25 protein-coding genes are annotated in these 24,982 nt (G+C 70.9%); 9 read left to right on the top strand and 16 right to left on the bottom strand.

Annotation, left to right across the window (positions count from 1 at the left end; genetic code table 11):
- Window positions 1-39: 39 nt before the first annotated feature.
- From ABZ795_RS14885 to ABZ795_RS14870, 4 genes are all read right to left on the bottom strand, one after another.
- Window positions 40-813 carry a LytTR family DNA-binding domain-containing protein gene (locus tag ABZ795_RS14885; protein ID WP_327023596.1) on the bottom strand — a complete coding sequence of 258 codons (774 nt, stop codon included), beginning with the start codon at window positions 811-813 and terminating at the stop codon, window positions 40-42.
- Entirely contained in the window at window positions 810-2,036 is a 1,227-nt protein-coding gene (locus ABZ795_RS14880) for a histidine kinase (protein ID WP_357530716.1), read from the bottom strand. The genes ABZ795_RS14885 and ABZ795_RS14880 overlap by 4 nt, the downstream gene beginning before the upstream one ends.
- Window positions 2,037-2,096: 60 nt before the next feature.
- Complete coding sequence (locus tag ABZ795_RS14875) at window positions 2,097-3,668, bottom strand: sugar transferase (RefSeq protein WP_327027358.1); 1,572 nt, start codon at window positions 3,666-3,668, stop codon at window positions 2,097-2,099.
- 265 nt (window positions 3,669-3,933) lie between these two features.
- Window positions 3,934-4,794, bottom strand: coding sequence for a DNA-formamidopyrimidine glycosylase family protein (locus tag ABZ795_RS14870; RefSeq protein WP_327023598.1), 861 nt, complete (start codon window positions 4,792-4,794; stop codon window positions 3,934-3,936).
- Window positions 4,795-4,818: 24 nt separating this feature from the next.
- Here ABZ795_RS14870 and ABZ795_RS14865 point away from each other — a divergent pair, with 24 nt between their 5' ends.
- Window positions 4,819-6,132 (top strand): glycosyltransferase, encoded by a 1,314-nt coding sequence (locus ABZ795_RS14865; RefSeq protein WP_357530715.1) that lies wholly within the window; start codon window positions 4,819-4,821, stop codon window positions 6,130-6,132.
- A 178-nt stretch (window positions 6,133-6,310) separates the two neighbouring features.
- On the opposite strand, the gene ABZ795_RS14860 is transcribed toward ABZ795_RS14865, so the two are convergent.
- From ABZ795_RS14860 to ABZ795_RS14835, 6 genes are all read right to left on the bottom strand, one after another.
- Entirely contained in the window at window positions 6,311-6,661 is a 351-nt protein-coding gene (locus tag ABZ795_RS14860; protein WP_327023600.1) for a hypothetical protein, read from the bottom strand.
- A 151-nt stretch (window positions 6,662-6,812) separates the two neighbouring features.
- A complete protein-coding gene (locus ABZ795_RS14855; protein WP_357530714.1) occupies window positions 6,813-7,526 on the bottom strand; it encodes a CDP-alcohol phosphatidyltransferase family protein in 714 nt (237 codons plus the stop codon).
- Window positions 7,510-8,577, bottom strand: a complete 1,068-nt coding sequence (locus tag ABZ795_RS14850) for an iron-containing alcohol dehydrogenase family protein (RefSeq protein ID WP_357530713.1) — start codon at window positions 8,575-8,577, stop codon at window positions 7,510-7,512. The genes ABZ795_RS14855 and ABZ795_RS14850 overlap by 17 nt, the downstream gene beginning before the upstream one ends.
- The gene (locus tag ABZ795_RS14845; protein ID WP_357530759.1) at window positions 8,565-9,296 is read right to left on the bottom strand and encodes a phosphocholine cytidylyltransferase family protein; all 732 of its coding nucleotides are present in this window, start codon (window positions 9,294-9,296) and stop codon (window positions 8,565-8,567) included. The genes ABZ795_RS14850 and ABZ795_RS14845 overlap by 13 nt, the downstream gene beginning before the upstream one ends.
- Before the next feature lie 71 nt (window positions 9,297-9,367).
- Window positions 9,368-9,652, bottom strand: a complete 285-nt coding sequence (locus tag ABZ795_RS14840; RefSeq protein ID WP_357530712.1) for a hypothetical protein — start codon at window positions 9,650-9,652, stop codon at window positions 9,368-9,370.
- Window positions 9,649-10,098, bottom strand: coding sequence for an NUDIX domain-containing protein (locus ABZ795_RS14835; RefSeq protein ID WP_357530711.1), 450 nt, complete (start codon window positions 10,096-10,098; stop codon window positions 9,649-9,651). The genes ABZ795_RS14840 and ABZ795_RS14835 overlap by 4 nt, the downstream gene beginning before the upstream one ends.
- Before the next feature lie 136 nt (window positions 10,099-10,234).
- On the opposite strand from ABZ795_RS14835, the gene ABZ795_RS14830 reads away from it, so the two are divergent.
- The 3 genes from ABZ795_RS14830 (at window position 10,235) to corA (ending at window position 13,476) form a co-directional block, all read left to right on the top strand.
- Window positions 10,235-10,741, top strand: a complete 507-nt coding sequence (locus ABZ795_RS14830) for an ester cyclase (protein WP_357530710.1) — start codon at window positions 10,235-10,237, stop codon at window positions 10,739-10,741.
- A gap of 140 nt (window positions 10,742-10,881) precedes the next feature.
- Window positions 10,882-11,976, top strand: a complete 1,095-nt coding sequence (locus ABZ795_RS14825; RefSeq protein ID WP_357530709.1) for a PLP-dependent aminotransferase family protein — start codon at window positions 10,882-10,884, stop codon at window positions 11,974-11,976.
- A 342-nt stretch (window positions 11,977-12,318) separates the two neighbouring features.
- Window positions 12,319-13,476 (top strand): magnesium/cobalt transporter CorA, encoded by a 1,158-nt coding sequence (corA, locus tag ABZ795_RS14820; RefSeq protein WP_357530708.1) that lies wholly within the window; start codon window positions 12,319-12,321, stop codon window positions 13,474-13,476.
- A gap of 180 nt (window positions 13,477-13,656) precedes the next feature.
- Here the strand turns inward: corA and ABZ795_RS14815 are convergent, their stop codons facing one another.
- Entirely contained in the window at window positions 13,657-14,466 is an 810-nt protein-coding gene (locus tag ABZ795_RS14815; RefSeq protein ID WP_357530707.1) for a hypothetical protein, read from the bottom strand.
- Between the two features lie 59 nt (window positions 14,467-14,525).
- On the opposite strand from ABZ795_RS14815, the gene ABZ795_RS14810 reads away from it, so the two are divergent.
- On the top strand, window positions 14,526-15,056 hold the full coding sequence (locus tag ABZ795_RS14810; protein WP_327023608.1) for a peptidylprolyl isomerase: 531 nt from the start codon (window positions 14,526-14,528) through the stop codon (window positions 15,054-15,056).
- A gap of 146 nt (window positions 15,057-15,202) precedes the next feature.
- Window positions 15,203-16,114, top strand: coding sequence for a rhomboid family intramembrane serine protease (locus ABZ795_RS14805; protein ID WP_357530706.1), 912 nt, complete (start codon window positions 15,203-15,205; stop codon window positions 16,112-16,114).
- Here ABZ795_RS14805 and ABZ795_RS14800 read toward each other — a convergent pair.
- Entirely contained in the window at window positions 16,107-16,568 is a 462-nt protein-coding gene (locus ABZ795_RS14800) for a PH domain-containing protein (RefSeq protein WP_357530705.1), read from the bottom strand. The two genes, ABZ795_RS14805 and ABZ795_RS14800, sit on opposite strands and share 8 nt — an antisense overlap.
- Window positions 16,569-16,645: 77 nt before the next feature.
- Between ABZ795_RS14800 and ABZ795_RS14795 the strand changes: the two genes are divergently transcribed.
- Window positions 16,646-17,818, top strand: a complete 1,173-nt coding sequence (locus ABZ795_RS14795) for an acetyl-CoA C-acyltransferase (protein WP_357530704.1) — start codon at window positions 16,646-16,648, stop codon at window positions 17,816-17,818.
- A 97-nt stretch (window positions 17,819-17,915) separates the two neighbouring features.
- Entirely contained in the window at window positions 17,916-18,425 is a 510-nt protein-coding gene (locus ABZ795_RS14790; protein ID WP_327023612.1) for a hypothetical protein, read from the top strand.
- Window positions 18,426-18,483: 58 nt separating this feature from the next.
- On the opposite strand, the gene ABZ795_RS14785 is transcribed toward ABZ795_RS14790, so the two are convergent.
- Together ABZ795_RS14785 and ABZ795_RS14780 are read right to left on the bottom strand one after the other, a co-directional pair.
- Window positions 18,484-20,085, bottom strand: coding sequence for a ricin-type beta-trefoil lectin domain protein (locus ABZ795_RS14785; RefSeq protein ID WP_357530703.1), 1,602 nt, complete (start codon window positions 20,083-20,085; stop codon window positions 18,484-18,486).
- A 128-nt stretch (window positions 20,086-20,213) separates the two neighbouring features.
- Window positions 20,214-22,451, bottom strand: coding sequence for a hypothetical protein (locus ABZ795_RS14780; protein ID WP_357530702.1), 2,238 nt, complete (start codon window positions 22,449-22,451; stop codon window positions 20,214-20,216).
- A gap of 123 nt (window positions 22,452-22,574) precedes the next feature.
- On the opposite strand from ABZ795_RS14780, the gene ABZ795_RS14775 reads away from it, so the two are divergent.
- Window positions 22,575-23,276, top strand: coding sequence for a glycosyltransferase family 2 protein (locus tag ABZ795_RS14775; RefSeq protein ID WP_357530758.1), 702 nt, complete (start codon window positions 22,575-22,577; stop codon window positions 23,274-23,276).
- On the opposite strand, the gene ABZ795_RS14770 is transcribed toward ABZ795_RS14775, so the two are convergent.
- Window positions 23,273-24,163: a transketolase gene (locus tag ABZ795_RS14770; protein WP_357530757.1), complete on the bottom strand. Its 891-nt coding sequence runs from the start codon at window positions 24,161-24,163 to the stop codon at window positions 23,273-23,275. The genes ABZ795_RS14775 and ABZ795_RS14770 overlap by 4 nt on opposite strands.
- A gap of 20 nt (window positions 24,164-24,183) precedes the next feature.
- Window positions 24,184-24,945, bottom strand: coding sequence for a transketolase (locus ABZ795_RS14765; protein WP_357530701.1), 762 nt, complete (start codon window positions 24,943-24,945; stop codon window positions 24,184-24,186).
- Window positions 24,946-24,982 lie beyond the last annotated feature (37 nt).

Raw genomic sequence — 24,982 nt, 5'->3', positions numbered from 1 at the left:
GGGTGGGGGTTGGGGGGTGGGGGTGGGGTGGGGGTGGGGTTAGCGGGTCCAGGCTTGTTTGGCGGCTCGGACTAGTTTGTCCTTCAGTTCTCGGGTGTGGCGGCGGCTTACTGGGAGTTCGGTGTCGTCGATTACCACTACGTAGCCGGAGTTGACCAAGCGGAGTTCGGCGATCAGGCGTAGTTGGACCAGGTACGAGCGGTGGATCCGGACGAAGCCGCCGTCGGCCCAGCGGTCGGCGAGGGTGGCGAGCGACACTCGGACCAGGTGTGAGCCCTCGGCGGTGTGCAACCGGGCGTAGTCGCCCTGCGCCTCCACCCAGCGCACCGCCGAGCGGGGCAGCATCCGGGTGCTGCCGGCCAGCTCCACCGGGATGGTCGGATCCTCCTCGGTACGGGCCAACGCGGCCGGATGCGACGGCACCACCCGGGAGCCGACCACCCGGCGCAGCGCCTCGGCCAGCCGTTCGGCGCGTACCGGCTTGCGGACGTAGTCGGTGGCGCCCAGGTCGAAGGCGTCCGCCGCGCCGTCGTCGTACGCGGTGACGAAGACGATCGCCGGTGGCCGGGCGAACTGGCGCAGCACCCGGGCCAGCTCCATGCCGTCCAGGCCGGGCATCCGGATGTCCAGGAAGATCACGTCCACCTCGTCGTCGCGGAGCACCCGCAGCGCCTCGGTGGCGTCCCCGGCCGTGCGCAGCCGGGCCACCCGGGGGTCGGCCCGCAGGTGGTACGCCAACTCGTCCAGCGCCGGGGGCTCGTCGTCCACCGCGAGTACCCGCAGGAAACCGGCGACCCCGCCGTTGCCGCTCACGCGTTGGCCCGTACGCCGGGGTGGAACTTCGGCACTCGCATACTCACCTTCGTACCCGTTCCCAGGTCCGTCTCCACGACCAGGCCGAAGCCGTCTCCGAAGACCGACCGGAGTCGCTCGTCGACATTCGACAGCCCGACGTGCTGGCCCGGGTCGTCTCCCGGGTCGCCGCCGCTCCCGGCCAACTCGGCGATTCCCGCGGTCAGGGTGCCCGGGTCCATCCCCACTCCGTCGTCCTCCACGGTGATGTGGCATTCGGCGCCCGCGTCCTGCGCCTCGATGCTGACCATGCCCATGCCGGGTTTGCGGGACAATCCGTGCCGGACGGCGTTCTCCACCAGCGGTTGCAGGCACAGGAACGGCAGGGTCACCGGCAGCACCTCCGGGGCGATCTGGAGGCGCACCTGAAGTCGGTCACCGAACCGGGCCCGTTCGATGGTCAGGTAGCGATCGATCGAGCGCAACTCCTCGGCCAACGTGGTGAACTCACCGTGCGCCCGAAAGGAGTATCGGGTGAACTCGGCGAATTCCAGGATCAGCTCCCGGGCCCGCTCCGGGTCGGTGCGGACGAAGGAGCCGATCGCGGTCAGCGCGTTGTAGATGAAGTGCGGGCTGATCTGCGCCCGCAGCGCCCGGACCTCCGCGCGGGCCAACCGTTCGCGGGAGGAGTCCAGCTCGGCCAGGGCCAGCTGGCTGCCGGCCCAGTGTGCGGTCTCCAGGCTGGCCTGCACCAGACCGGGCGCGGGTACCCCGTCGGTGACCGCGACCAGCGCGCCGACCACCCGCCCCTCGGCGCCGACCAGGGGCGCCACCACCGCCCCGCGTACCGGGCAGTCGAGCCGGTCGCAGAACAGTTCGGCCTCGCCGAGCACGGTGGAACGCTCTGCGGCGATCACCCGCTGCGCCGCCGCCCACAGTTGTCGGCCGTGGTGCGTGCCCAGGCCGTCCAGGGCCAGCAGGTCCTCGGTGTCGGTCAGGGCCAGCCCTTCCGCGCCGACCAGGCTGCGCAGGTGACGGGCGGCCTTCGCGGCGTTGGCCGGGTTCAGCCCGGCGCGCAGTGGTTCGGCGGCCAGCCCGGCGGTGTGCAGCACCTCGTAGGTGGCCCGCTGACCGGGGGTGGCGATGGCGCGGCGGGCACGTGATCGGGCCACCCCGAACAGCGCCGCAGCCAGTACGGCGACCAGCGATAAGACTCCGACGATCGCAGAGAGGTTGCCGCCCACGCCGATGATCCTGCTGCCATCCGCGCTCCGGCGGAAGGGGTGACTGCCGATCGGCCAGGGTCAGTAGGCGCCCTTGCGGGCCAGCACCACGCCCACCGTGCGCCACAGGATGCTCAGGTCGTACGCCAGGGACCAGTTGTCGACGTAGTAGAGGTCCAGTCGGACGGCCTCGTCCCAGGACAGGTCGGAGCGGCCGGACACCTGCCACAGCCCGGTCATCCCCGGACGGACCAGCAGCCGACGGCGCACATCGCCGAGGAAGTCGCCGTCGTCGGCGGGCAGAGGGCGCGGCCCGACCAGGGACATCTCGCCCATGAGTACGTTGATCAGCTGCGGCAGCTCGTCCAGCGAGGAGGCGCGCAGGAAGCGGCCCACCGGGAAGACCCGGGGATCCTGCTTCATCTTGAACAACATGCCGTCGGTCTCGTTCTGGTCGACCAGGCTGGCCAGCCGATCCTCCGCGTCGACGTACATGGTGCGGAACTTCCACACCCGGAAGGTGCGTCCCTCGTGCCCCACCCGGGGCTGGCGGAAGAAGACCGGACCGGGATCGGAGATCCGGATGGCGACGGCGATGACGATGAAGACCGGGATCAACGCCAGCAGGCCCAGCCCAGCGGCGACCCGATCCATCATGTTCTTGGCCAGCAGTGCCGGCCCGGACAGGGTGGGTTCCTCGACGTGCAGCAGCGGCAGGCCCTCGATCGGGCGGATGTGCACCCGGGGGCCGGCGATGTCGGTCAGCTGCGGGGCCACCACCAGGTCGACCCCGGAGCCCTCCAACTGCCAGGCCAGCCGGCGCAGCTCGCCCGGCTCGGCGCTGGCCGAGCCGCAGACCGCGATCGTGTCGCCGCCCACCTCGCGTACCAGGGCCAGCACGTCGCGGCCGGCGTACACCGGGACGGGGGTCTGCACCCCCTTGGCGGCGGCGTAACCGTCCGTGATGTGGATGGCCACCGGGACCAGCCCGGCGGCGGGGTTGCGGGTGACCGCGGTGTAGACCTCCAGGCACTCCGGCAGGGTGCCGACCAGCACCATCCGGTGGGCCGCCTGCTGGGTGTTGCGGCGCATCACATGCAGCACGAACCGGGTAAGGATCCGGCCCAGCAGGATCAACAGCAGGGCCAGCAGCAGGGCGGTGCCGACCGTGAACCGGGACAGGTCCGTCTTGGTGGCGAAGGCCAGGAAGGACACCGCCGCGCAGACCGCCACCCCGGCCCGGATCACCCGTTTGAACTCGTCCGGCCCCAGACCCAGACAACGCCGGTCATAGGCCCCGCTGAACCACAGAATGGTCAACCAGCCCAGCGGCAGCAGCAGGAAGGCCACCGTGTGGAACCAGGTGGGGTCGTTCTGCGCCTCGTGGAAACCGGCCGTGGCCTGGTCGAAGGTGCGGATCGCGGTGAAGCTGGCGAAGGCCGCCGCCGCGAAGTCCAACAGCAGCAGGATCGCGGTGTACGGCCGGTGCCAACGGGAGACCCGTCGCCGGGCCCGCGCCCATGCCGAACGGGGTACCCCGTTGTGCGACGACGGGGTCGGCGGCTGGATCTCGAAGCTGTCGACGTGCCGCACGAGTCTGCTCCGGCCTTCGTTGGTTACCGGGCGCTGGAGGCTAGTCGTCACCTCACCCATGTCCTCCCGCATGACCCGCACCGCTTACTCGCCGTAAGGGCCCGAGTGGCCCACCATTTCAGTTTCCCACGCGGATGCCGTCATCACGCCGACCCGAGGGACATTGCGTGACGGACTCGTGTTCGCCTGCGATCTGGCCGGCTCCACGCCATCTGGAAGCCGGGGACCGGGCCACTATACCGATGGATGGCGGCCCCGGAAGAGTGCCGGACCGTGGTTGCGCACCCCACGTCCGATTCCGCTCCGTAGTCGAGAGTCTCGTCACTCACCGTACGAGTCGGGACAACCTTCGGTCAGCAAGCGGCTTGCCGCCGGTCTGACAGGTGGGGCAGTACTGGAGGCTGGAATCGGCGAAGGAGACCTCACGTACGGTGTCGCCGCAGACCGGGCAGGGCAGCCCGGTGCGGGCGTGCACCTTCAGCCCGGACCGCTTCTCACCCTTCAACTCCGCAGCCCGCTGCCCCAGAGAGCGGGTGACCGCGTCGCCGAGCACCCGGCGGGTGGCCGTGTGCAGGGTCGCCATCTGCTCATCGGTGAGTCGGTCGGTCAGGGCGAACGGCGACAGCTTCGCCGCGTGCAGGATCTCATCCGAGTACGCGTTGCCCACCCCGGCCAGCACCCCCTGATCGGTGAGCACCCCCTTGATCTGGCCCCGTCGACTGCGTACCGCCTCGGCGAAGGTGGCCAGGTCGGCCGCGAGGGCGTCCGGCCCCAGCTTGGCCACCCCGGGCACCGCCTGCGGATCGGTCACCAGGTAGACGGCCAGCTTCTTCTGCGTACCGGCCTCGGTCAGGTCGAAACCGGAACCGTCGTCCAGACGTACCCGAAGGGCGATCGGGCCTTTGCCCGGACGCAGCGGGACGGTCGAGGCGAAGGCCTCCCGGTAGTGCAGCCAACCGGCCCGAGCCAGGTGCACCACCAGGTGCAGGTCACCCTCGAAATCGACATCGAGGAACTTGCCGTGCCGGCGGGCGTCGGTCACCGACCGGCCGGTGACCGCGGTCAGCGCCGGATCGTACGTCTTCAGGGCGCTGATCGCGACGGCCTCCAGCCGCTCGACGCGGCGGCCCACCGCGCGCTGTCGCAGGTAACCCGCGAGCGCCTCCACCTCCGGTAGTTCGGGCATCGTCCAACGGTAGCCTTCTTTCCCGTGAAGATTGTGGTGGCGCACAACCGGTACCGGGAAGCTCAGCCCTCCGGTGAGAACACCATCGTCGACGCGGAGATCGCCCAGCTCACCGCCGCCGGTGTGCAGGTGCTGCCCTTCCTGCGCAGCTCGGACGAGATCCCGTCGATGTCCAAGGCGGCTAAGGCCCTGCTGCCGATCTCTCCGATGTACGCCCCGAAGGCGCAGGCCGACCTGTCCCGGCTGCTCACCGAGCACCGGCCGGACGTGCTGCACCTGCACAACCCGTACCCCCTGCTCTCGCCCTGGGTGGTGCGGACCGCGCACAAGCACGGGGTGCCGGTGGTGCAGACGGTGCACAACTACCGCCAGGTCTGCTCCTCCGGGCTGTACTTCCGTGACGGGGTGATCTGTCAGGACTGCCGGGGCCGGACCCTGGGGGTGCCGGCCGTGGTGCACCGCTGCTACCGGGGGTCCCGGGCGCAGAGCGCCCTGATGGCCACCACCCTGGCCGTGCACCGGGGCACCTGGAAGTCGGTGGACCGGTTCATAGCCCTGACCAGCGCGGTCGCCGACCACCTGCGCGACTACGGCATCCCGGACTCCCGGATCGTCGTGAAGCCGAACGGCATTCCCGACCCGGGCACCCCCGCCCCCCTCGGCCAGGGCTTCCTCTTCCTCGGTCGGCTCTCCCCGGAGAAGGGGCTCGGCCTGCTGCTGGAGGCGTGGCGGCGGCACCCGGACGGGGCCCTGGGGCCGCTGCGGGTCGCCGGTGACGGTGAGCTGCGTCCGATGGTCGAGGCGGCGGCCGCCGAACGCGCGGACGTGACCTTCCTGGGCCCCCTGGACCGGGCCGGGGTCCGCTCGGCCCTGGCCGCCAGCGCCGTGGTGCTGGCCACCTCCACCTGGCACGACGTACTGCCCACCGTGATCATCGAGGCACTGGCCAGTGGCCGCCCGGTCCTCGGCACCGCGTTGGGCGGCATCCCGTACCTGGTCGGCGCGGACACCCCCCGCGAACCCGCCGGCACCGGCCCCGCCGAATCCGCCTCGGCCCCCGCCCCACCCAGCCCCGGCGGCCCCGGTCGTGTCGGTGGCCTGGCCGGTCCGGGTAGTGCGTCCGGAGTGGCGTCCGCCCTGCCGGCCGGGGTTCTGGTCGGTGAGGCCGGCTGGGTGGTCCCGCCGGAGCCGGCCGCCCTCGCCGCCGCCCTACCGCTGGCCGCCGCGGGCGCCGCCGCACTGGCCGCCCCCGCCCGAGCCCGCTACGAGCGGGTCTTCCACCCCGACGTGGTCACCAAGCAACTCCTAGCCGTGTACGCGGGCCTCGCCCGCCCATGATCCACTCCGTTACGCCGAAACGGCGGGATCCGGACGGGTGGGATACCGCCACTACGGCGTAACGGAGTCGATCACCCGCTAGGCCAAGTGGTTGACCATGAGGTTGACGGCGAAGTTGATCTCCTTGGCTGCCGACAACCTCATGATCAACGGGGCGAGGTGGGCGGGTGGGGTGGGTTTAGTACGAGGTGAGCTTGTAGGAGAGGAATACCCCAGGGCTCCAGCCCTGCCAGGCGCTGAGACCCAACCCGTGGCCGGTGCAGTCGTCACTCGCGTAGGCGACGGCGTACACGCCGCCGCTCCAGGCGAGCAGGGTGACCGCGTCCTGCATGGGGTGGCAGAGGTTGTCGACTGCGGTGTGGCGGGCGACCACGTAGGCGCTGTTCGCGGTGTACAGGACCAAGCCCTGATCGGGCACCTTGAACGGCTCCCGTTCTGGCGTGGCGGCGGAGGCGGGCGCGGCGGCGAGGGTGGTGGTCAGGGCTGCGGCGGCGAGAACGGAGGCAATCCGCTTGGCGGTTTTGCGCATGAGGTCTCCCAAGGGGGTGGGGTGGCGTGGGGACGGGTGGCGTCAGCTTCAAATGAAGTGATCCCCGTCTATGGGAGCCTTTCATGGCATTGATTGAGGTGTCAACGATTGTCGATCAGAACTGCCCCTGAGCGTTGACAGGGGCCCTTCCTCACAGCGAGGCGCGGGCGGAGAAGGCGATGCTGGCGAGCAGGAAGCCGCCGTTGACGACCGTGAAGGCCACGAGCACCCAGAAGGCGAGCGCCGGGGCGAAGGCCAGCACCACCGCGGCAGCGAAGATCACCGCGCCGTAGTCGCGGACCAGTTTCACCAGGCGTACGGGCAGGGAGGTCGAGGTGACCATGCTGGCCGCGTTCGGGCCGGACTGCATCACCGAGGTGACCAGGTTGACCATCCAGGTGCCGGCGAAGGCGGCCACCAACCAGACCGGGGTCGAGGGGCGCTGCGCCACCGCAGTCGCCGCCAAGGCGGCCACCAGGGCGATCTGGGCGGCCACGTCACAGAGGATGTCGACCCGGGCGCCGGCCGCACTGCCCTGCCCGGTGACCCGGGCCAGTTGACCGTCGGCGCAGTCCAGGGCGTACGCCACCTGCCAGCCGACCAGGGCCAGCAGCCCGACCAGCACGGCCGGTACCTCCCCGGCGGCGACCGGACCGGCTAGGGCGACCACGGTGACCGAGGTGGCCAGCCCCAGCACCAGATTGGTGATGGTCAGTACGGTCGGTCGCAGCCCGAGTCGCTGGGCGACCAGTGCGAAGACCGCACCGATCCACTGGCTGATCGACTCGCTGAACAGGCCACCGCCCCGGTTCACCCGGTGGAAGTCGGCGACCGTGGGGCGGGACGGCTCAGCCAAGGTGCTCACGGAGGGCGTCAACGTAGTCTCCCAGCCGGGTACGAAGGTCGTCAGCGGACAACGCGAGGTGTTCGAGGATGGTGTAGCGGTCCGGCCGGGTACGCGGCGCGTAGGCGACCGCCTCGACGAACTGCTCGTCGGTGAGACCCAGCTCGCTCGGCCGGGTCGAGAGGCCGTGCCGGTGCAGGCAGCGGGCCAACTGCCCGAAGCGTTCCAGGTCGCCCCGGAGGAAGGTGCAGAACAGTGCGCCCAGGCCGACCTGCTCCCCGTGCGAGCCGGTGCCCGGGTACAGGTGATCGATGGCGTGCGAGATCTCGTGGTCCCCGCCGCTGGCCGGTCGGCTGGAACCGCAGACCGACATCGAGATGCCGCCCAGGATCAGCGCCTCGGCCAGGGTGGTCAGGAAGGCGTCGTCGGTGATCTTGCCGGGGTGGTTGACCAGGGCCTCCGCCCCGGTCCGGGCCAGGGTCAGGGCCAGCCCGTCGATCGGCTCGTCGCGTACCTGGTGGGCCAGTTCCCAGTCGGCGCAGGCGCTCAGGTTGCTCACCGCGTCGCCGATGCCGGCCTGGGTCTGCCGATCCGGGCCGTTCTCCACGAAGTCCAGGTCGACCAGGACGGCGATCGGGATGTGTACGCCGTACGACCCCTTGCCGCCCTCGTGGCTCAGGGAGGCCACCGGGGAGGCGATGCCGTCGTTGGCGAGGCTGGTCGCCACGGTGACCATCGGGAGGGCGTAGCGGGTGGCGGCGTACTTGGCGGTGTCGATGGTCTTGCCGCCACCGATCCCGACGACCGCGTCGTAGTGTCGGCGGCGCAACTGGTCGCCCAGCGCGTTGGCCGAGTCGACCGTGCCGCCGCTGACGGTGAAGATGTCGGCCGAGCCCAGGGAGGGCCGGCACAGGTCGGCGATCTTCTCGCCCTGCCCGGGGCCGACCACCAACGCCACGTCGCCGCCTGCGGAGATCCGCCGGTCGGCCAGCAGTGCCCCGAGGTCCGTCACCGCACCGCGACGGACCTCGATCGACAGCGGTGTGGTGACCGTACGGGCTAGTAGAGGCACGCGATCTCCCGGGCCCGGGCCAGGTCGGCGTGGTTGTCGACCTCGACCCAGGACACCTCACCGATCGGGGCGGCCCGCACCTCACCACCTCGGTCGGCGAACTCCTGGTACCCGTCCTCGTAGTACAGGTTCGGGTCGCGCCGCCAGGTAGCCTCCAGGGCGTCCGCCAGGGCCTCGGCCACCTGCGGCTCGATCAGCGTGGCGCCGATGTACTCGCCGTACGCCTCGGCCGGCTCCATCAGCTTGGTGATCCGGGTGAGCTGACCGGCGGCGTCGAAGGTGGTCTTCATCTCCTCCTCGGCCAGCGGCTTGAGGGTGTCGATCGCCAGCAGGATCCCGGGGCCCCGCTCGGCCAGCAGGGTCTTCTCCACACTCACCGGATGCACCGTGTCGCCGTTGACCAGCAGCACCCCCCGGGAGAACCAGTCCCGGGCCAGCCAGAGGGAGTACGCGTTGTTCCACTCCTCGGCCTTGTCGTTGTGCACGAGGGTGATCGTGACGCCGTACCGGCGCTCCAGATCGGCCTGACGCTCCCGGACGGCCTCCGCGGCGTAGCCGACCACGACCACGACCTCGGTGAGTCCCACCTCGGCCAGGTTGCCAAGCGCGATGTCGAGGATGGTGATCTCGCCGTCCACCGGCACCAGAGCCTTCGGCAGGGTGTCGGTGTACGGGCGGAGCCGGCGACCGGCACCGGCTGCCAGCACCATCCCGACCATGCCGGTCTCTGTATCTGTCTTAGCGGCGCTCACCGGAGGAGGATAGCGCCGCCGGTCGGGCTGCCGTCGGCTCAGCCGGGTAGCGCCGCCAGGTCGGCGAGGAACTCCAGCCGCTGCGGCGGGGTCAGCGTGGCGTACGGCCCGGCGGCCCGCCGGTCGGTCTCCAGCTCGATGGCCCGCCGTTGGGCCCCGTCGGGCAGCTCGACGATGCTGGCCGAGGTGTGTCCGGCGGCGGCGTGCGCGTCCGCCCGGTGGTACCGCAGGGCGGCCTGCATGGCGGCGAGGAAGACCCGGTCGATGACGGGCGCGATCAGCGCGGCGAACCGGTGTGCGGCCAGCCCGACGCTGTCGTTCACGAAGGCGTGGACCTCAACAGGGCGAATGCCCGCTCGGCCAGCTGTCGGATCAGGCCCTCGTTGATGTGACGGTGCTCGTCCAGCAGGTCGACCTCGTCGGGGCCGAGCCAGCGGAACTCGGTGTGCTTGCCGGCCTCCAGGGTCGGTGCGGCCAGGTCGCCCTCGACCCGTACCAGCCAGTCGGACTCGATCCGGTCGATCCCGTCGTCACCGACGTAGCGGAACTCGCCGACCTGGCCGAGGATCTCCGTCACCTGCCAGCCGGTCTCCTCGGTGACCTCCCGGCGCAGGGCCTGTTCCACGGTCTCGCCGGGTTCCAGGTGGCCGCCGACGATGTCCCAGCAGTCGGGGAAGAGGCGGCGGTCCGGCGAGCGGCGCTGGAAGAAGAGGCGCCCCTCCGGGTCGACGATCAGCGCTCCGGCGCAGCGCAGCGGCTCGGTAGACACGGGCAAACACTAGCCGCCCGACACCGATTCCGCTGTTGCCGCTTTGCGGGGCCGGGTCGCCGGACCGGTGTGGCGGGGCCGGGCGAGGGTATGGAATGCCTGCGGCGTGGTCGAGCGCGCCGGTAGGGAGGCCAGGATGCGCGGCGCGGACCGGTTGATCGAGCAGCAGTACGCGATGCTCCTGCGGCGGGACGTGGCCCGCCTGCCCGAGCTGTACGCGGCCGACGGCAGTTACTCCATGCCCGGGGTGACCGTACGCCCCCCGGAGTTGCCGGCCCTGCTGCGTACCTGGACGGGTGCCTTTCCCGACCTGCGGGTCGACCCCCTCTCGGCGGTACGCACGGCCGGCGGGGCGGCCGTGGAGCAGCGCCTGACCGGCACCCACACCGGAGTGCTGCACACCCCCTTCGGCACGGTGGCCCCGACCGGGCGCACGGTCTCCTGGGAGGTCGTGGACATGGTCCGGGCGCGGCGCGGCCGGATCACGACCTGGCGGTCCTACTTCGACTGGGGACATCTGATCACCTCCTTGGGACTACAGGTGGCGGGCCTGTCCCGGCAGGCGCAGCTGACCGCCGTACCCCCGATTCCGGCGAGGGAGCCGGTGCTCGTCGATGCGGCGTGGCCGGGCGCGGCGGCCTGACCTGCTCGACCCCTCGGCCTCAGGTGGCGCGACCCGGAGGGTGGGATCGGTGCCCCGGCTCACCCGACCCGGTGGCTCAGGATGCGGACATCGCCGTGCCGTCGGCGCATCCCAGGTCACCGCACGTACGCTGAACAGCCATGACCGCCGAGCAGCTGATCTCCTTCGCCCGTGGCGCGCCTTCGCTGGACATCGTCGATGTCGAAGGGCTCAAGGCCGCCGCCGTCCGTGCCTTCGATGCCGATCCCGCCGGGGTGACCGCCTACGGCACCTCCGTGGGCTACCTCCCGCTGCGCAAGTGGGTGGCCGAAAAGCACGGGGTCGAGGCCGACCAGGTGTTGATCACCAACGGTTCCCTCCAGGCCGACGCCTTCCTCTTCGACCACCTGGTACGCCCCGGCGACGCCGTGGTGGTGGAGCGCCCGACCTACGACCGCACCCTGCTCAACCTCAAGCGGATGGGCAGCGAACTGCACGGGGTCACCATCCAGCCGGACGGCCTGGACACCGCCGAGCTGCGCAAGCTGCTGGAGTCCGGGGTACGGCCCCGGTTGGCCCACGTCATCCCGAACTACCAGAACCCGGCCGGGGTGACCCTCTCCCTGGACAAGCGCCGGGAGCTGCTGGAGCTGGCTGCGGAGTACGGCTTCACGATCTTCGAGGACGACCCGTACGCCGACATCCGGTTCCGTGGCGAGCCCCTGCCGTCGATGCTGTCGATGGACACCCGGGGGGTCGTGGTGCACGCCTCCAGCTTCACCAAGACGGTCTGCCCGGGGGTCCGGGTGGGCTACCTGATCGGCCCGGCGGACCTGATCGCCGACATCGCCGGCAAGGCGACCAGCCTCTACATCTCCCCGGGCATGGTGGCCCAGGCGATCGTGCACCAGTTCTGCGTCTCCGGTGACATCGAGCGGTCCATCGACACCGTCCGGGCGGCCCTGGGCGAGCGGTCGCGGGTGTTGGCGGAGTCACTGCGCCGGCACATCCCGGAGGCCCGGTTCGTGGAGCCGGACGGCGGCTACTTCCTCTGGGTCGAGCTTCCGGAGGACGTCGATGTCGACAAGCTGGCTCCGGCTGCCGCCGAGCGTGGCGTCGCCGTGGTGAAGGGCAGCGACTTCGTCATCGACGGGGGTAGGCACGCGCTGCGTCTGGCCTACTCGGCGGTGACCGCCGATCAGGTGGACGAGGGCGTACGGCGGCTGGCCGAGGCGATGGCAGCCGTCCGCGGCTGATTTTCTGTCGGATTCCCGACAATAGGCCCCGCCCGGCCGCTCCAGCTCTCCCGCTGGGGCGGCCGGCGGCCCACAATGCTGCGAGCGTCACTCACCTGCGTACTGCGGCCTCCCGGGCTGGACCATCGCGGACCATGCCCGGCGCGAATCGGCCGCCGACACGCCCCTGGGTGACGCGGCAGCACCACCCCCGCCCCCACGGCGCCGGGCGGGCCGGGCCGCGCCTCACCCCCTGGTGGCCCGGCTCGCCCGGCGCCACCCCCTCGACCCCCGTCGAGGCCGTCATGATCGTTACTGCGGCGTACCCTGCAAGCCGCGACAGGGGCGTGCGGAGGGGGTGCGATGACCGATCGGATCAAGCGAGACCGGGCCGCCGCCACCCCCGCATCGGTGGCCGCCGGCCGGGCGCTGCGGCCGCGCAACTGGTCACCGGTACGGGCGATGACCCGCCGACTCAGCCCGGACGGCACATCGGCCGCCGAGGCCCCGACCGATTCCCCGCGCAGCGCGGTGGTGGACTGCGCCCTCTACCTCGACGGTCGGCGGCAGCCCGGCGACTGGAACTTCGCGGCGGCCCTGGCGGAAGCGCGCAGCGCGGAGAACGGCTTCGTGTGGCTGGGCCTGCACGAGCCGGACCTGGCCGAGATGACCGAGATCGCGGACAGCTACGGGCTGCACGAGTTGGCCGTGGAGGACGCGGTCAAGGCCCAGCAGCGGCCCAAGCTGGAGCGCTTCGGCGAGGTCAGCTTCCTGGTGTTGCGTACGGCCCGCTACTGCGAGCACACCGAGCTGACGGAGAACTCCGAGGTCGTGGAGACCGGGCAGGTGATGCTCTTCATCGGTCCGCACTTCCTGATCAGTGTCCGGCACGGGGACGCCTGCCGCCTGGCCCCGGTGCGCGAGCAGTTGGAGGACCGCCAGGAGTTGCTCCTGCACGGCCCCTGGGCGGTCGCGTACGCGATCACCGACCGGGTGGTCGACCTCTACCTGGAGGTCGCCGACCAGCTCGAGGACGACATGGACGTGTTGGAGATCGAGGTTTTCGACCGTCAGGCCACCGGCCGGATCCAGCGGATCTACCAGCTCAAACGGGAACTGGTGGAGTTCAAGCGGGCGGTGATGCCGTTGCAGCGTCCGCTGCTGGCGGTGACCACCCAGATGAACCGCGAGGTCCCCAAGGAGGTACGTCGCTACTTCCGCGACGTGCAGGACCACCTGAGTCGTACGGTCGAGCAGGTCAACGCGTACGACGATCTGTTGAACTCGATCCTTCAGGCCCGACTGGCCCAGGTGACGGTCGATCAGAACAACGACATGCGCAAGATCGCGGCCTGGGCCGCCATCGCCGCGGTCTGGACCGCCATCGCCGGCATCTACGGCATGAACTTCGAGTTCATGCCCGAACTCAAGGTGGCCTACGGCTACCCCGTGGTCCTGGCCCTGATGCTCACCATCTCCCTAGCCCTCTACCGCTGGTTCCGCCGCAACGACTGGCTCTAACCCCTCCCTTCCCCTCCCCCTCCCGCCCCCACCCCCTTATCGCCCCCGCGATCTTGCACTTTCGGTCGCTGATTCGCGGCATATGCCCGCTATGCACGGACCAAAAGTGCAAGATCGCCGAGGCTGGGGCGGGCGGGGTGGGGCGGGCGGGGTGGGGCGGCGGGGCAGGGTGGGTGGGTGTTAGGGGCGGGGGTTGGAGGTGGAGGGGGCGTTGGTTACGGCCTTGGTCAGGTCGTCGGCGGGGCGGCCGGAGGTGGTGCGGGCGCCCTCGGCGACCGAGGGGACCTTGTCGGTCGGGGTGATCGGGGTGGGACTGGTCGTCCTGGGGGTGGTGGAGGCGCTGTCGCCGCCGGCCACCGCAGAGCTGCCCGCCCCGGTCGAAGCCTTGCCCGCGCCGGCCGGTCCGGCCGTACGCACCTCGATGGTCTCCACCTCGTCCTGCATCGGCTCAAGTGCCGCGCCCGGGTCGTACTCGGACCACACCTGCTGTTCCCGGTAACGCCGCAGGGCCATCGCACCGGCCAGTCCGGCCACCGTGCCGGCGGCCAGCAGGCCGATCATGGTGCCGCGCCGGGACTTCTTCTTCGCCTTCATGTTCTTCGCCTTGACCTTCCTGGTGGCCGCCGCCTGCTTGGTGGCGACGGCCTTCTTTCCGGCAGCGGTCTTTCCGGCTGCCTCGGCCTGTGCCTGCCGCAGCGCCAGGGTCAGGGGCGCGAGTGCCGCGGCCGTCGTCGCCAGGCCGCTGGACGCGCGATCCCGGATCATGACGGTGGTCGGCGTGACGGCACTGCGGGCCGCCTGGACCCGTGGACCGACCGTGGCGCCGGCGCCCTTGGCGGCATGCGTGGCGGCCTGCCGCAGGTGACCAACGCCGCGGTTCAGCTCGGCCCTGGCCAGTTGCCCCTGGGTCTTGCGCCGCGCGATTCCAAACACGTTCCCACCTCCTGGGAGTTGTCCTCTGTCATCCTCCACCTTCGGATGCCTCCGCATGTCCAGATCGGGCACATGGGAGGATCCGCAAGGAACTGACCAACGAGTGAGGAGTACCCGTGGCCGAGGCTGTCTACGCCACCTTGCACACCAACGCCGGCCCGATCCGGCTGGAGCTTTTCCCCCACCACGCGCCGAAGACCGTCCGCAACTTCGTCGAGCTGGCCGAGGGCACGCGCGAGTACACCGACCCGCGGACCGGCCAGCCGGGCAGCGGTCCGTACTACGACGGCACCATCTCGCACCGGGTGATCAGCGGGTTCATGGTCCAGATGGGTGACCCGACCGGCACCGGTCGCGGCGGCCCGGGCTACAACTTCGCCGACGAGTTCCACCCCGAGCTGCGCTTCGACCGGCCGTACCTGCTGGCGATGGCGAACGCCGGGCCGGGCACCAACGGCTCGCAGTTCTTCATCACGGTCGCCCCGACCCCGCACCTGAACAACCGGCACACCATCTTCGGTCAGGTGGCCGACGAGCAGTCCGCGAAGGTCGTCGACTCGATCGCCAACACCCCCACCGGCCCGAGCGACCGGCCGTTGCAGGACGTCGTGATCGAGCGGGTGGAGATCGAGCGTCAGGGCGCCTGACCCGTACCTCGTCCTGCCGTGTCCGCCGCCCGGGCCTGGGTGTGGCGGGCGCGGAGGATCCGGCCGGGTACGGCGTGACCGGTCGCTGCGGCGGATCAAGGTACCTTTGCTCGCATGACTGAGCGCTCGGGCACCTGGGGCCTGCGGTGAGTGAGTCCGCGCCGACCACCCCGGCCTGTTACCGCCACCCCGGGCGGGAGACCTACGTCAGATGCACCCGGTGCGACCGGTCGATCTGCCCGGACTGCATGAACGAGGCATCTGTCGGCTTCCAGTGCCCGGAGTGTGTGGCGCAGGGACGTCGTAGCGTACGGCCGGCGCGTACCGCCTTCGGTGGCGGTGCCGCCGGCCGGCACGGCTACGTGACCAAGGTTCTGATCGCCCTGAACGTGCTGGTCATGCTGGTGTCGATCGCCTCCGACCGGGGCGGGGACGCCGCCGCCGGTGGCAACGGCTTCGGCGGTCTGATGGGCGGCAGCACCCCGCTGACCGAGTGGGGTGCCGTGCTGGGTCGGGCGATGTTCCTCGACGGCAGCATCGGCGGGGTCGCCGAGGGTCAGTGGTACCGCCTGGTCACCGCGATGTTCCTGCACTACGGGGTGCTGCACCTGCTGCTCAACATGTGGGCGCTGTGGGTGCTGGGCCGGTCCCTGGAGGCCGTGCTCGGCCCGCTGCGGTTCGCCGCCCTCTACTTCATCGCCGGCTTCGGCGGCAATGTGGCGGTCTACCTGTTCAGCCCGCCGAACCAGATGTCGGCCGGTGCCTCCACGGCCATCTTCGGCCTCTTCGCGGCGATCTTCGTGATCATGCGGCGACTGGGCCGGGACACCTCGGCGATCCTGCCGATCCTGGTGATCAACCTGATCTTCACCTTCACCGTGCCGCAGATCTCGATCGCCGGTCACCTGGGCGGTCTGGTGTTCGGCGGGCTGATGGCCCTGGTGCTGGCCTACGCGCCCAGGTCGCATCGGACCCTGGTGCAGGCGGTCGGCGGAACAGCGATCATGGTGTTGCTGCTCGGCGCGGCCGTGATCCGCACGGTGGCCCTGCTCACCTGAGGGTCGGTCCGGACCGGTCGGGGTCGGGTGGTTCCGGGCGGGCGGCGGCCAGGGCTTCGGCTACCTCCTCCGGGTCGACGCCGAGATCCATCCGGCTGAACAGGTGCAGCGAGTCGCTGGTGTCAATCTCCAGGGCCGGCCCGCCGAAGCCGCGGCCGGGTCGGTGCAGCACCCGGATGTTCGCCACCGCCGACCAGGGCAGGTGGCGTCGACCGGTCCAGCCCGCCGGCACGGTGATCCCCTCGGGGTCCACCGCCAGCCGTACCGGTGCCATCAGGTCCCGGATGGCCCAGCCGACGAGAAGCGCGGCGCCCAGGGCGCCGAACACCGGCCGGAGCAGGTCACCCTCGGCCAGCAGGATCCCCAGGGCGAACATCCCGGCCGCCCCGAGGAGCTTGAGCCTCGGTAGGGCCGGGCGGATCCGCCACTGCCTCGTGGTCGTCTCGGAAGGCATCCGACCAGCATGCCAGTGCGGGCGGGTGACCGGCAGATGGGCGTAGGATCGGAACAGCCAGTTACCGGGGAGTAGACATGAGTGACGCGGTTATCGTCGGTGCGGTGCGTACCCCGGTCGGGCGACGCAAGGGCAGCCTGTCCACGGTGCACCCGGTGGATCTGTCCGCGCATGTGCTGCAGGCCCTGGCCGAGCGGACCGGAATCGACCCGGCCCAGGTCGACGACGTGATCTGGGGCTGTGTCAGCCAGGTGGGCGAGCAGTCCTGGAACGTGGCGCGCAACGCCGTACTGGCCGCTGGTTGGCCCGAGTCGGTGCCCGGCACCACCCTTGACCGCCAGTGTGGCTCCAGCCAGCAGGCTCTGCACTTCGCCGCCGCCACGGTGCTCTCCGGTCAGGCCGATCTGGTCGTGGCCGGTGGGGTGGAGTCGATGACCCGGGTGCCGATGGGCGCCAGCGTGGCCGGTGCCCAGCCGTTCAGCGAGCGGATCCTGGCCCGCTACCGGGGCGTCGAGGGGGTGGCCGAGGATGCGCCGCTGCCGTTCAACCAGGGCGTCGGCGCGGAGCTGATCGCCCGGCGTTGGCGGCTCTCCCGCGCCCAGCTCGACGAGTTCGCCCTGGCCAGTCACGAGAAGGCGGCCGCCGCCCAGGACGCGGGAGCCTTCACCGACGAGATCGCCCCGGTCACCCTGGCCGACGGGGGCACCTTCGCCGCGGACGAGGGGGTACGCCGGGACACCTCCCTGGAGAAGCTGGGTGAGCTGCCCACCCCCTTCCGCCCGGACGGGGTGGTCACGGCCGGTTCGGCCTCGCAGATCTCCGACGGTGCCGCCGCCCTGGCCGTCACCACCAGTGAGTGGGCCTCCCGGCACGGCCTGCGACCCCTGGCCCGCATCCACACCGCCGTGGTAGCCGCCGACGATCCGGTGGCCATGCTCACCGCCCCGATCCCGGCCACCGCCAAGGCGCTGCGCCGCGCGGGGCTGGGCATCGAGGAGATCGGGGTGTACGAGGTGAACGAGGCCTTCGCCCCGGTGCCGCTGGCCTGGTTGGCGGAGACCGAGGCGGACCCGGAGCGGCTGAACCCGCGTGGCGGGGCCATCGCCCTGGGGCATCCCCTCGGCGGATCCGGTGCCCGGATCATGACCACGATGCTCGCGCACATGCGGGACAACGGCATCCGGTACGGCTTGCAGACCATGTGCGAGGGCGGGGGAATGGCCAACGCGACGATCGTCGAGCTGCTCTGACAAAACCCGAGCCGGCGTCCGGCTTTTGTAACGTGGAATTTGCAAAAGGCAACTGCACGACCCACGTCAATGCCACGACCAGGGTCGTTGGGGAAGTATGGACGTCTTCTCCCGAACGTTCCTTCCCGCCGCAACCGAAGCCGGGCTGGCGGTGCAGACCGCCACCCGACACATGCCGATCTTCCGGCGCTGCGTCGGCTCCAGCGACGCCACTGTTCTGGTCACCCGGTGCAGCCGGCCGGACCGGCCGATGTTCGGCGACCATCTTCTCCTGCTGACCCACCGGCGTCTGGTGATCACCCGGCAGACCAGGGTGCTGCATCGGCTGCAGCTGCACCTCAACACCGAGCTGCGCGAGCTTAGTCATGTCACCTGGAGCCCGGACCCCCGGCTGCACTCGGTCGAGCTGGCCGCCACCGCCATCGACGGCATCCGCGAGCGCTTCCTGATCCACGCTCGGCACCCGAAGCAGGTCTGGCAGCTCGACGCCCTGTTCAACCACGCCTTCCGCACCCGGGTCCGCACCGTCCGGCCGCGGATCCTGGCGACCGTCGCGGAGCCCTCCGCCGTACGCCCGACCACCCTGCACCCCGTCGTGGCCCACTGACGACGAGCGGCGAGGCGGCAGGTGACCCCACCGCCTCGCCGATGATCAAGGTCGCCGGTCAGTAGACCCGGGACCCGATGAAGTCGTCGTGGCCGTACCCGACGGGTTGGGCGAAGGACCGCGACTCGAAGGACCACTGCTGCCGGGAACTGCTGGAGCACTTAGCCAGCCGCAGCCGGGGGGTGCCCAGCAGCGGATTGTCGAAGGCCACACAGAGGCTGCTGTTGCCGGCGGGCCGGATCTGGTTGCCAGCGAACACGAACTTCTGGTTGTTGCCGCCATGGCAGTTGTAGATGTTGACCACCGTGTTGGCGGTCAGCGATCCGCCGGAGACGTCCAGGCACCGGTCGTGGGACAGCTCCGAGTGCAGCGACTGCCGGGTCGGGTCGTACCAGAAGCCCTGGTTACGGCCCCCGTGGCAGCGGTACGACTGCTGCACGGTGTTGTTACGTGAGTCGTACCCCTTGCCGTCCACGCAGGTGCCGGTGGCGGCGTTGCGCAACTGCTTGAACTCCATCAGCCCGGGGTAGAGCACCCCGTTGCCGGTGCTGGCCGGGTCGACGCAGGTGCCGTGCCGCTGACCGGAGGCGTAGAACTGGGTGATGCACTGGGCGAACATGCCGTGCCCCCGGTAGTTCGGGTGGAACGACTGGCGGGCCGCGTTCTCGTCCCAGACGCCGAGTTCGATGTAGAGGCCACGCACGGAGGTGTTGTCGGTGCACACCTCATGGCCGTGGAAGAGTCGGCTGCCGTCGAGGTAGCGGGTGCCGGTGTTGGCCGCCGCCGCCCGTAGGGCCGACTCGAACAGCGGCACCGCCTTGTTCCGGGCGAAGGCGGCGTCGGCCAGGTAGAGCAGGCAGCCCCCGGCGTACCAACCGGGGAAGTTCGGGTTGTCCTCCACGTCCGGGCTGGCCGGGCTGGAGTACGACATCAGCACCAACTCGTAGTCGGTGTCGAGGTAACCGGCCCCGGTCATGGTCCGGCGGATGTCGTTGAGCGCGTCCTCGACGGCACGCCGGCTGCCGTCGGTGCGTACCGTCCACTGGTCGGTGTAGGTGGGCCAGCAGGGGCCCTGGAAGAGGACACGGCGCACCGCGCAGTCCGTGGCCACCGGGCCGAACTGGATCGTGCCGTCGCCGTTGGCGCCGACCACCACCCAGATCAGCTTGATGTTGGTGTTGCGGGCCTTGATGGCAAGGTGGTCGCCCTGGTTCAGCTCGTTGTGCTGGGTCGGGCCGCCCGCGATCAGGTTCCAGGGGGTGGCACCCGAGCAGGCGATGTTGTATCGCTCGTCGGCGGCGATGCCGGTACGGAACACGGCCTGGTCGTACGAGCGGTCACACCAGTTGCCCGGCTGGTGGGTGCCGGGCACGTAGTTGCCGACCCCCTCGCCGGAGATCTGACTGTCGCCCATGGTGATCAGGGCGGTGCGGCGCTGGGCCAGCGGGCGGATGCCGGGGGTGCCGTAGAGCTGGGTGGCCTCGGCGGCGCGGATGGTTTCTAGGTGGGTGGGCAGGGGCTGGGCGGCGGGACGTTCGGCTGCGGCGGCCGAGGTGACCGGCCCGGCCAGCATGGGCAGGACGAGAACGGTGGCTAGGACGGCGACCTGGGCCAGTCGCCGTCGAGGCGTCCGGTCACGCCTGGCGGGGATACCAGACAACGGCGCACTCCTTTCGGTCCGATCGCGGGACGGCGACCGAGTTACCGGAAGGTAACGCCTGCGATGCAGACATGTGAATGCATCTCGGAATGCTTGCACGCAGCGGTGAACCGGGCCAATGGGACAGGTCAGTCCCCGGGCACGGCGTAGCCGACGTGACTACGGAACTCGAACTGCCAACCCTGGGGTACCAGCTCCGCGCAGCGGTCCCGGCTGCCGACACAGAGGATCGCGTCCACCGAGGTCGGGTCGGCCGCCGGGCGATCGTCCAGCACGGACTGAAGGGCCACCAGTTCCGGCGGTCGCCCGGCATCGTCCCGCAGCAGCAGCCACCAGGGGTACTCCCAGTCGTCGTTGCGCTGCGACAGGCCGATCCGACGCGCCTCTGCGGCGCGTACCGCCTCGGCCGCCCACCGGTACTCCTCCGCCCACTGCGGGCGCCGCAGGAAACGCAGTTCCCAGTCGGCCGTGGTGAAGACCGAGCCCGAGCCGACCAACCGGCGGGGGAAGCCGTACGACACCGCCAGCACCCCGGCCAGCGCACAGGTAGCCAACACCGCCGCCACCAGCCGGGTGGCGACCGGCCGCCGCCCGGCGCGGCCCGCCGTGCCGGGGGTGCTCGCCGTGCCGGGGGTGTTTGCCGTGCCGGGGGTGCTCGCCGTGCCGGGGGTGCGCGTTGAGGCCGATCGGCGCAGCAGGGCATCCAGCCAGATCCCGGCCAACGGCACCGCCGCCGCCAGGGCGTACAGCAGCAGCCGGTTACCCCAGGGCTGCCACTTGATCATCGCGGTGTGCAGCAGGACCGCCACGAGCACCACCACCCCGTACGCCCGCACCGCCCCGGCGGCCCCGGGGCTGATCCGGGCCGGTCGGCGCAGCGCCGCCACCAGGGCCAGCAGCGCCATCCCGCCGGCCAGCGGGAAGGCCACCCGGTCCTCGTCCGGATACCAGGAGGGTTCCGGGAACTCCTCCCGCCCGAAGGTGATGTCCCGGTCCTGCGGATCGACACCGACCAGCCCGGCCACCCCGACGATCGCTGCGGCGGTGACCTGACGGAGCGGGGCCAGCGGGGTGTCCAGCGCGGTGTGTCCGATGCGCAGCGCGTTGACCAGCACCGAGGGTGGGTCGTGCCGCTCCATCGGGACGGACTTGCGCAGCCGGTCCGGGCCCAGGGGGTGGCCGAACTCGGCGTACACCCGGCCCATGAAGGGACCGGTCACCCCGGCGGCCACCACCAGGATCAGCACCGAGGCGCCGACCGTACCGAGCAGGGCGCCGATCGGAAGCCGCCGTGAACTCAGGTACGCCAGGCGCAACTGGCCCAGGCCCCAGAGCACCAGCAGGGGGCCCACCGCGATCAGGCCACTGGTCTTGGTGATGGCCACCAGTCCGGTGGCCGCCCCCAGGGCCAGCAGCTCACCGAGGCCGGCGCGGCGCCGCAGCCCGTCCAAGGCCAGGGTGGCCGCGCAGACCACCCAGGCGGCACAGACCAGATCGGTCTGGGTGCTGGTGGCCTGGAGCGCCACCATCGGGGTGGTGGCCAGCACGAAGGCGGTGAGCAACTGGGCCCGCCTACCCCCGCCCAACTGGGCGGTCAGCCGGGTCACCGCCAGCAGGGCACCCAGCCCCGCGGCCCACTGGACCAGGTTGTACAGCGCGTCCGAGTCGACGAACAACCGCAGGTGCAGCAGCAGATACTCGGCACCCGGGGGGATGGTCACCTGCCGGTGGATGGCGGTGGCCCAGAAGGTCAGGTCACCCTGTGCCACCCAGCGTTCCACCTTGGGCAGGTGGTAGGTCTGCGAGTCGAAGTTGTTCGGCGCGGCCAACAGGGCGATCAGCAGCTCGACCAGGACCAGGGCGCCGACCGTACCGGCCAGCAGCCGCTCGCCCCGACCCGCCGTACGCCAGAAATCGGTGACCGAGGCCCACCAGCCGGCGGGCTGGGGGTCGGTCTCTGATCCGGTCGTTCGTACCTCGGTGGTCCGGGTGGTGACCACCGATCCGCCCGACCCGGCCGCGACCAGAGCGGGCGGCGCGGCGGGCCGGTTCTGATCAGCCGCGACGGCCTCGGCGGGCCGGTCGGGCCGGTGGGCCCGGTCGCGGCGCAGTCGCCACCCGGCCGCCGCCACACTTCCGGCCACGAAGAGCAACCAGGCCACCGCGAAGGGGGACAACCTCAGCAGCCCCAGCGCGCCCAGCACCTCGACGGTGAGCACCGCGAAGGCCCCGGTGGCCACGGCCGCCCGGACCACCGCCAGCCGTCGAGGGGCGACACTATCCACCACCCGGGGCCGCAACGCCACGGTCAACGCGACGATGGCGGCGACGGGAGCCAGGACGAGCGGAAAGCCGGCGGCCGACATGGCCGGAAGTAAACACTATCGACCTGGGTGCCCGACGTCGTATCTCATCGGCAGTCGCCACCAGAGTGCTGAGCAGCCAGGCTACGCTATGGCCGACATACTGTCGCCCTCGTGGAGATTCCCGTGAAGCTGTCGATCCTCATGCCGGTCTACAACGAGGAAGAGCGTATCGGGGACGCCCTTAAGCAGGCGTTGGCCGTGGAATACCCGTGCGAGATCGAACTCGTCGTGGTCGATGACGGCAGCCGGGACGGCACCTCGGAGGTGCTCGGCCGCGCCGACGACGCCCGGTTGCGCGTGATCACCCACCAGCGCAACGCCGGCAAGGGCGCGGCGATCCGTACGGCGGTCGCCGCCGCCGAAGGTGACTACATGGTCATCCTCGACGCCGACCTGGAGTACGACCCGCAGGACATCCCGAAGCTGCTGGCCCCGGTGCTGGACGGCCGCGCCACGGTCGTCTACGGCAATCGCACCTTCGGCAGCCACAGCGCCTACAGCTTCTGGTACGTGATGGGCAACAAGGGCGTCACCATGGCGGCCAACCTGCTGTTCAACTCCTACATCGGTGACCTGGAGACCTGCTTCAAGCTGATGCCGGTGGCGCTCTACCGCTCGCTCGACGTGCGCTCCCGGGGCTTCGGCATGGAGGCCGAGGTGACCGGCAAGCTGCTGCGTCGCCGCATCCGGCCGTACGAGGTGCCGATCAGCTACCGGGCCCGGGGCCGGGAGGAAGGCAAGAAGATCACCTGGCGGGACGGGGTCGAGGCGCTCTGGATCCTCGGTCGCGAACGCGCCCGCCCCCGCCCCGCCGCCCGGCGCTAGACCCCCACCGGGGTGAGGAAGTCGGTCAGCGAGCGGCGCAGTCCGGCCGGGTCCAGCCCGTGCCAGCGCAGATGGTCCTCCGCCGTACCGTAGCGGCGCAGCTCCTCCCGACCGACCCCGAGCGCGAGCAGCCGGTGCGGCCGATCCGCCAGCGCCGCCGTGATCACCCGGGCAGAGGTCCCCGCCAGGTAGGGCTCCACCAGGATCACCTCGGTACCGGCCAGGGCCCGCAGACCGGCGATGTCGAACGGACGCGGCCGATGGGTGTAGGCCACCGTGATCGGCAGATCCGCGACCGCGGCCAGCGCCGCGTCGAGCATCGGACCGACCGCGACCAGCAGGGGCGCCCCCGGACCCGCGTCCCGCACCAGCACCAGATCCCCGGAACCGGCGTACGGCCGGGCGTTGCTGTGCACCGACAGCCGCAGGTACGCCGAGGTGTCGGCGGCCACGGTCGTACGCAGCAGCCCGGCCACCTCGGCCGGGTGACCCGGTACGTGCACGGTCCAGTCGGTGAGGGTGTCGAACAGCGCGACATCGGCCGGGCTGAAGTGGGTGCGCCCGGACTCTGCCCGGTCGAAGGAGGCGCCGACGCTGACCAGCACCGCGCTCACCCCCTGGTGGTCGAGGTCCAGCTTGATCTGCTCGTACGCCCGCTCCACCAGGAAGGGTGCGTAGCTGTGCACGATCGGGCGTAGGCCGGTCAGGGCCAGCCCACCGGCCACCCCCACCATCAACTGCTCCCGGATGCCGACGTTGAGCACCCGGTCGGGATGCCGCTCGGCCGCCGGGTCGAACAAGGAGGCGGAGATGTCCGCGAGCACCAGGGCGGTACGCGGATTCTCCGCCAGCAGGGCGGTGGTGGTGTCGACGAAACAGTCCCGCATGATCGGCTCATCCGTATCGCTCATGACTGCTCCCCGTTGTCGACGACCGCCACCACCAGGTGGGGCCGGTGGCCGTGGTGACCGGTGAGGGCGGCGTACAGGGCCTCCTGGTCGTGCCCGTCGACCGTGGTGGCGGTCCACCCGTTGACGGTGAAGCGGGTGGCCACCCCGCCCGGCCAGCCGTGGGTGGCGGAGGAGTTGTCGACCACGATCGCGGTCAGGTTCGCCAGGCCGACGGCACCGGCGTACGCGATCGCCTCGTGATTGGATCCCTCGTCCAGTTCGGCGTCACCGAGCAGGACGTACACCCGGGGGTCGAGCAGGCCCTGGGCGCGCAGGCCTAGGGCGCTGCCGACGGCCAGGCCGAGACCGTGGCCGAGGGACCCGGAGCCGATCTCCACTCCCGGCACCAGGGTGCGGTCCGGGTGGTCACCCAGTCGGCTGTCCGGCCCGCCCTGGTCGTCCAGCCAGTCGGGGGGAATGAATTCCTTCGCGGCCAGTACGGCGTAGTAGCCCGCGACCGCATGGCCCTTGGAGAGCAGGAAGCGATCCCGGTCGGGTTCGTCGACCGTCGCCGGGGTGATCCGCAGGACGCGGTCGTAGAGCACCCACAGCACGTCGAGGGTCGAGTAGGTTTTCGGGCCGAACTCACGGCCGGCGCGCACCCGCTCCAGCATCGGAGCGACCGGGTGCCGGCGGTCCCGAATTGCGGCCGGGTTGCGGCCGTCCAGAGGCGCGGCGGCCTCGGCGACCTGCCTGGTGATGATGACTGATGAGGACATACGGCTAGCCTGCAAGTTGAAGCACGGTTCAACACAA

It is taken from the genome of Micromonospora sp. NPDC047134, assembly GCF_040643455.1.
In the GTDB taxonomy this organism is placed as follows: Bacteria; Actinomycetota; Actinomycetes; order Mycobacteriales; family Micromonosporaceae; genus Micromonospora.
Note: the sequence above shows the minus strand (reverse complement) of the source record. Positions and strands in the feature narration are given on the sequence as shown.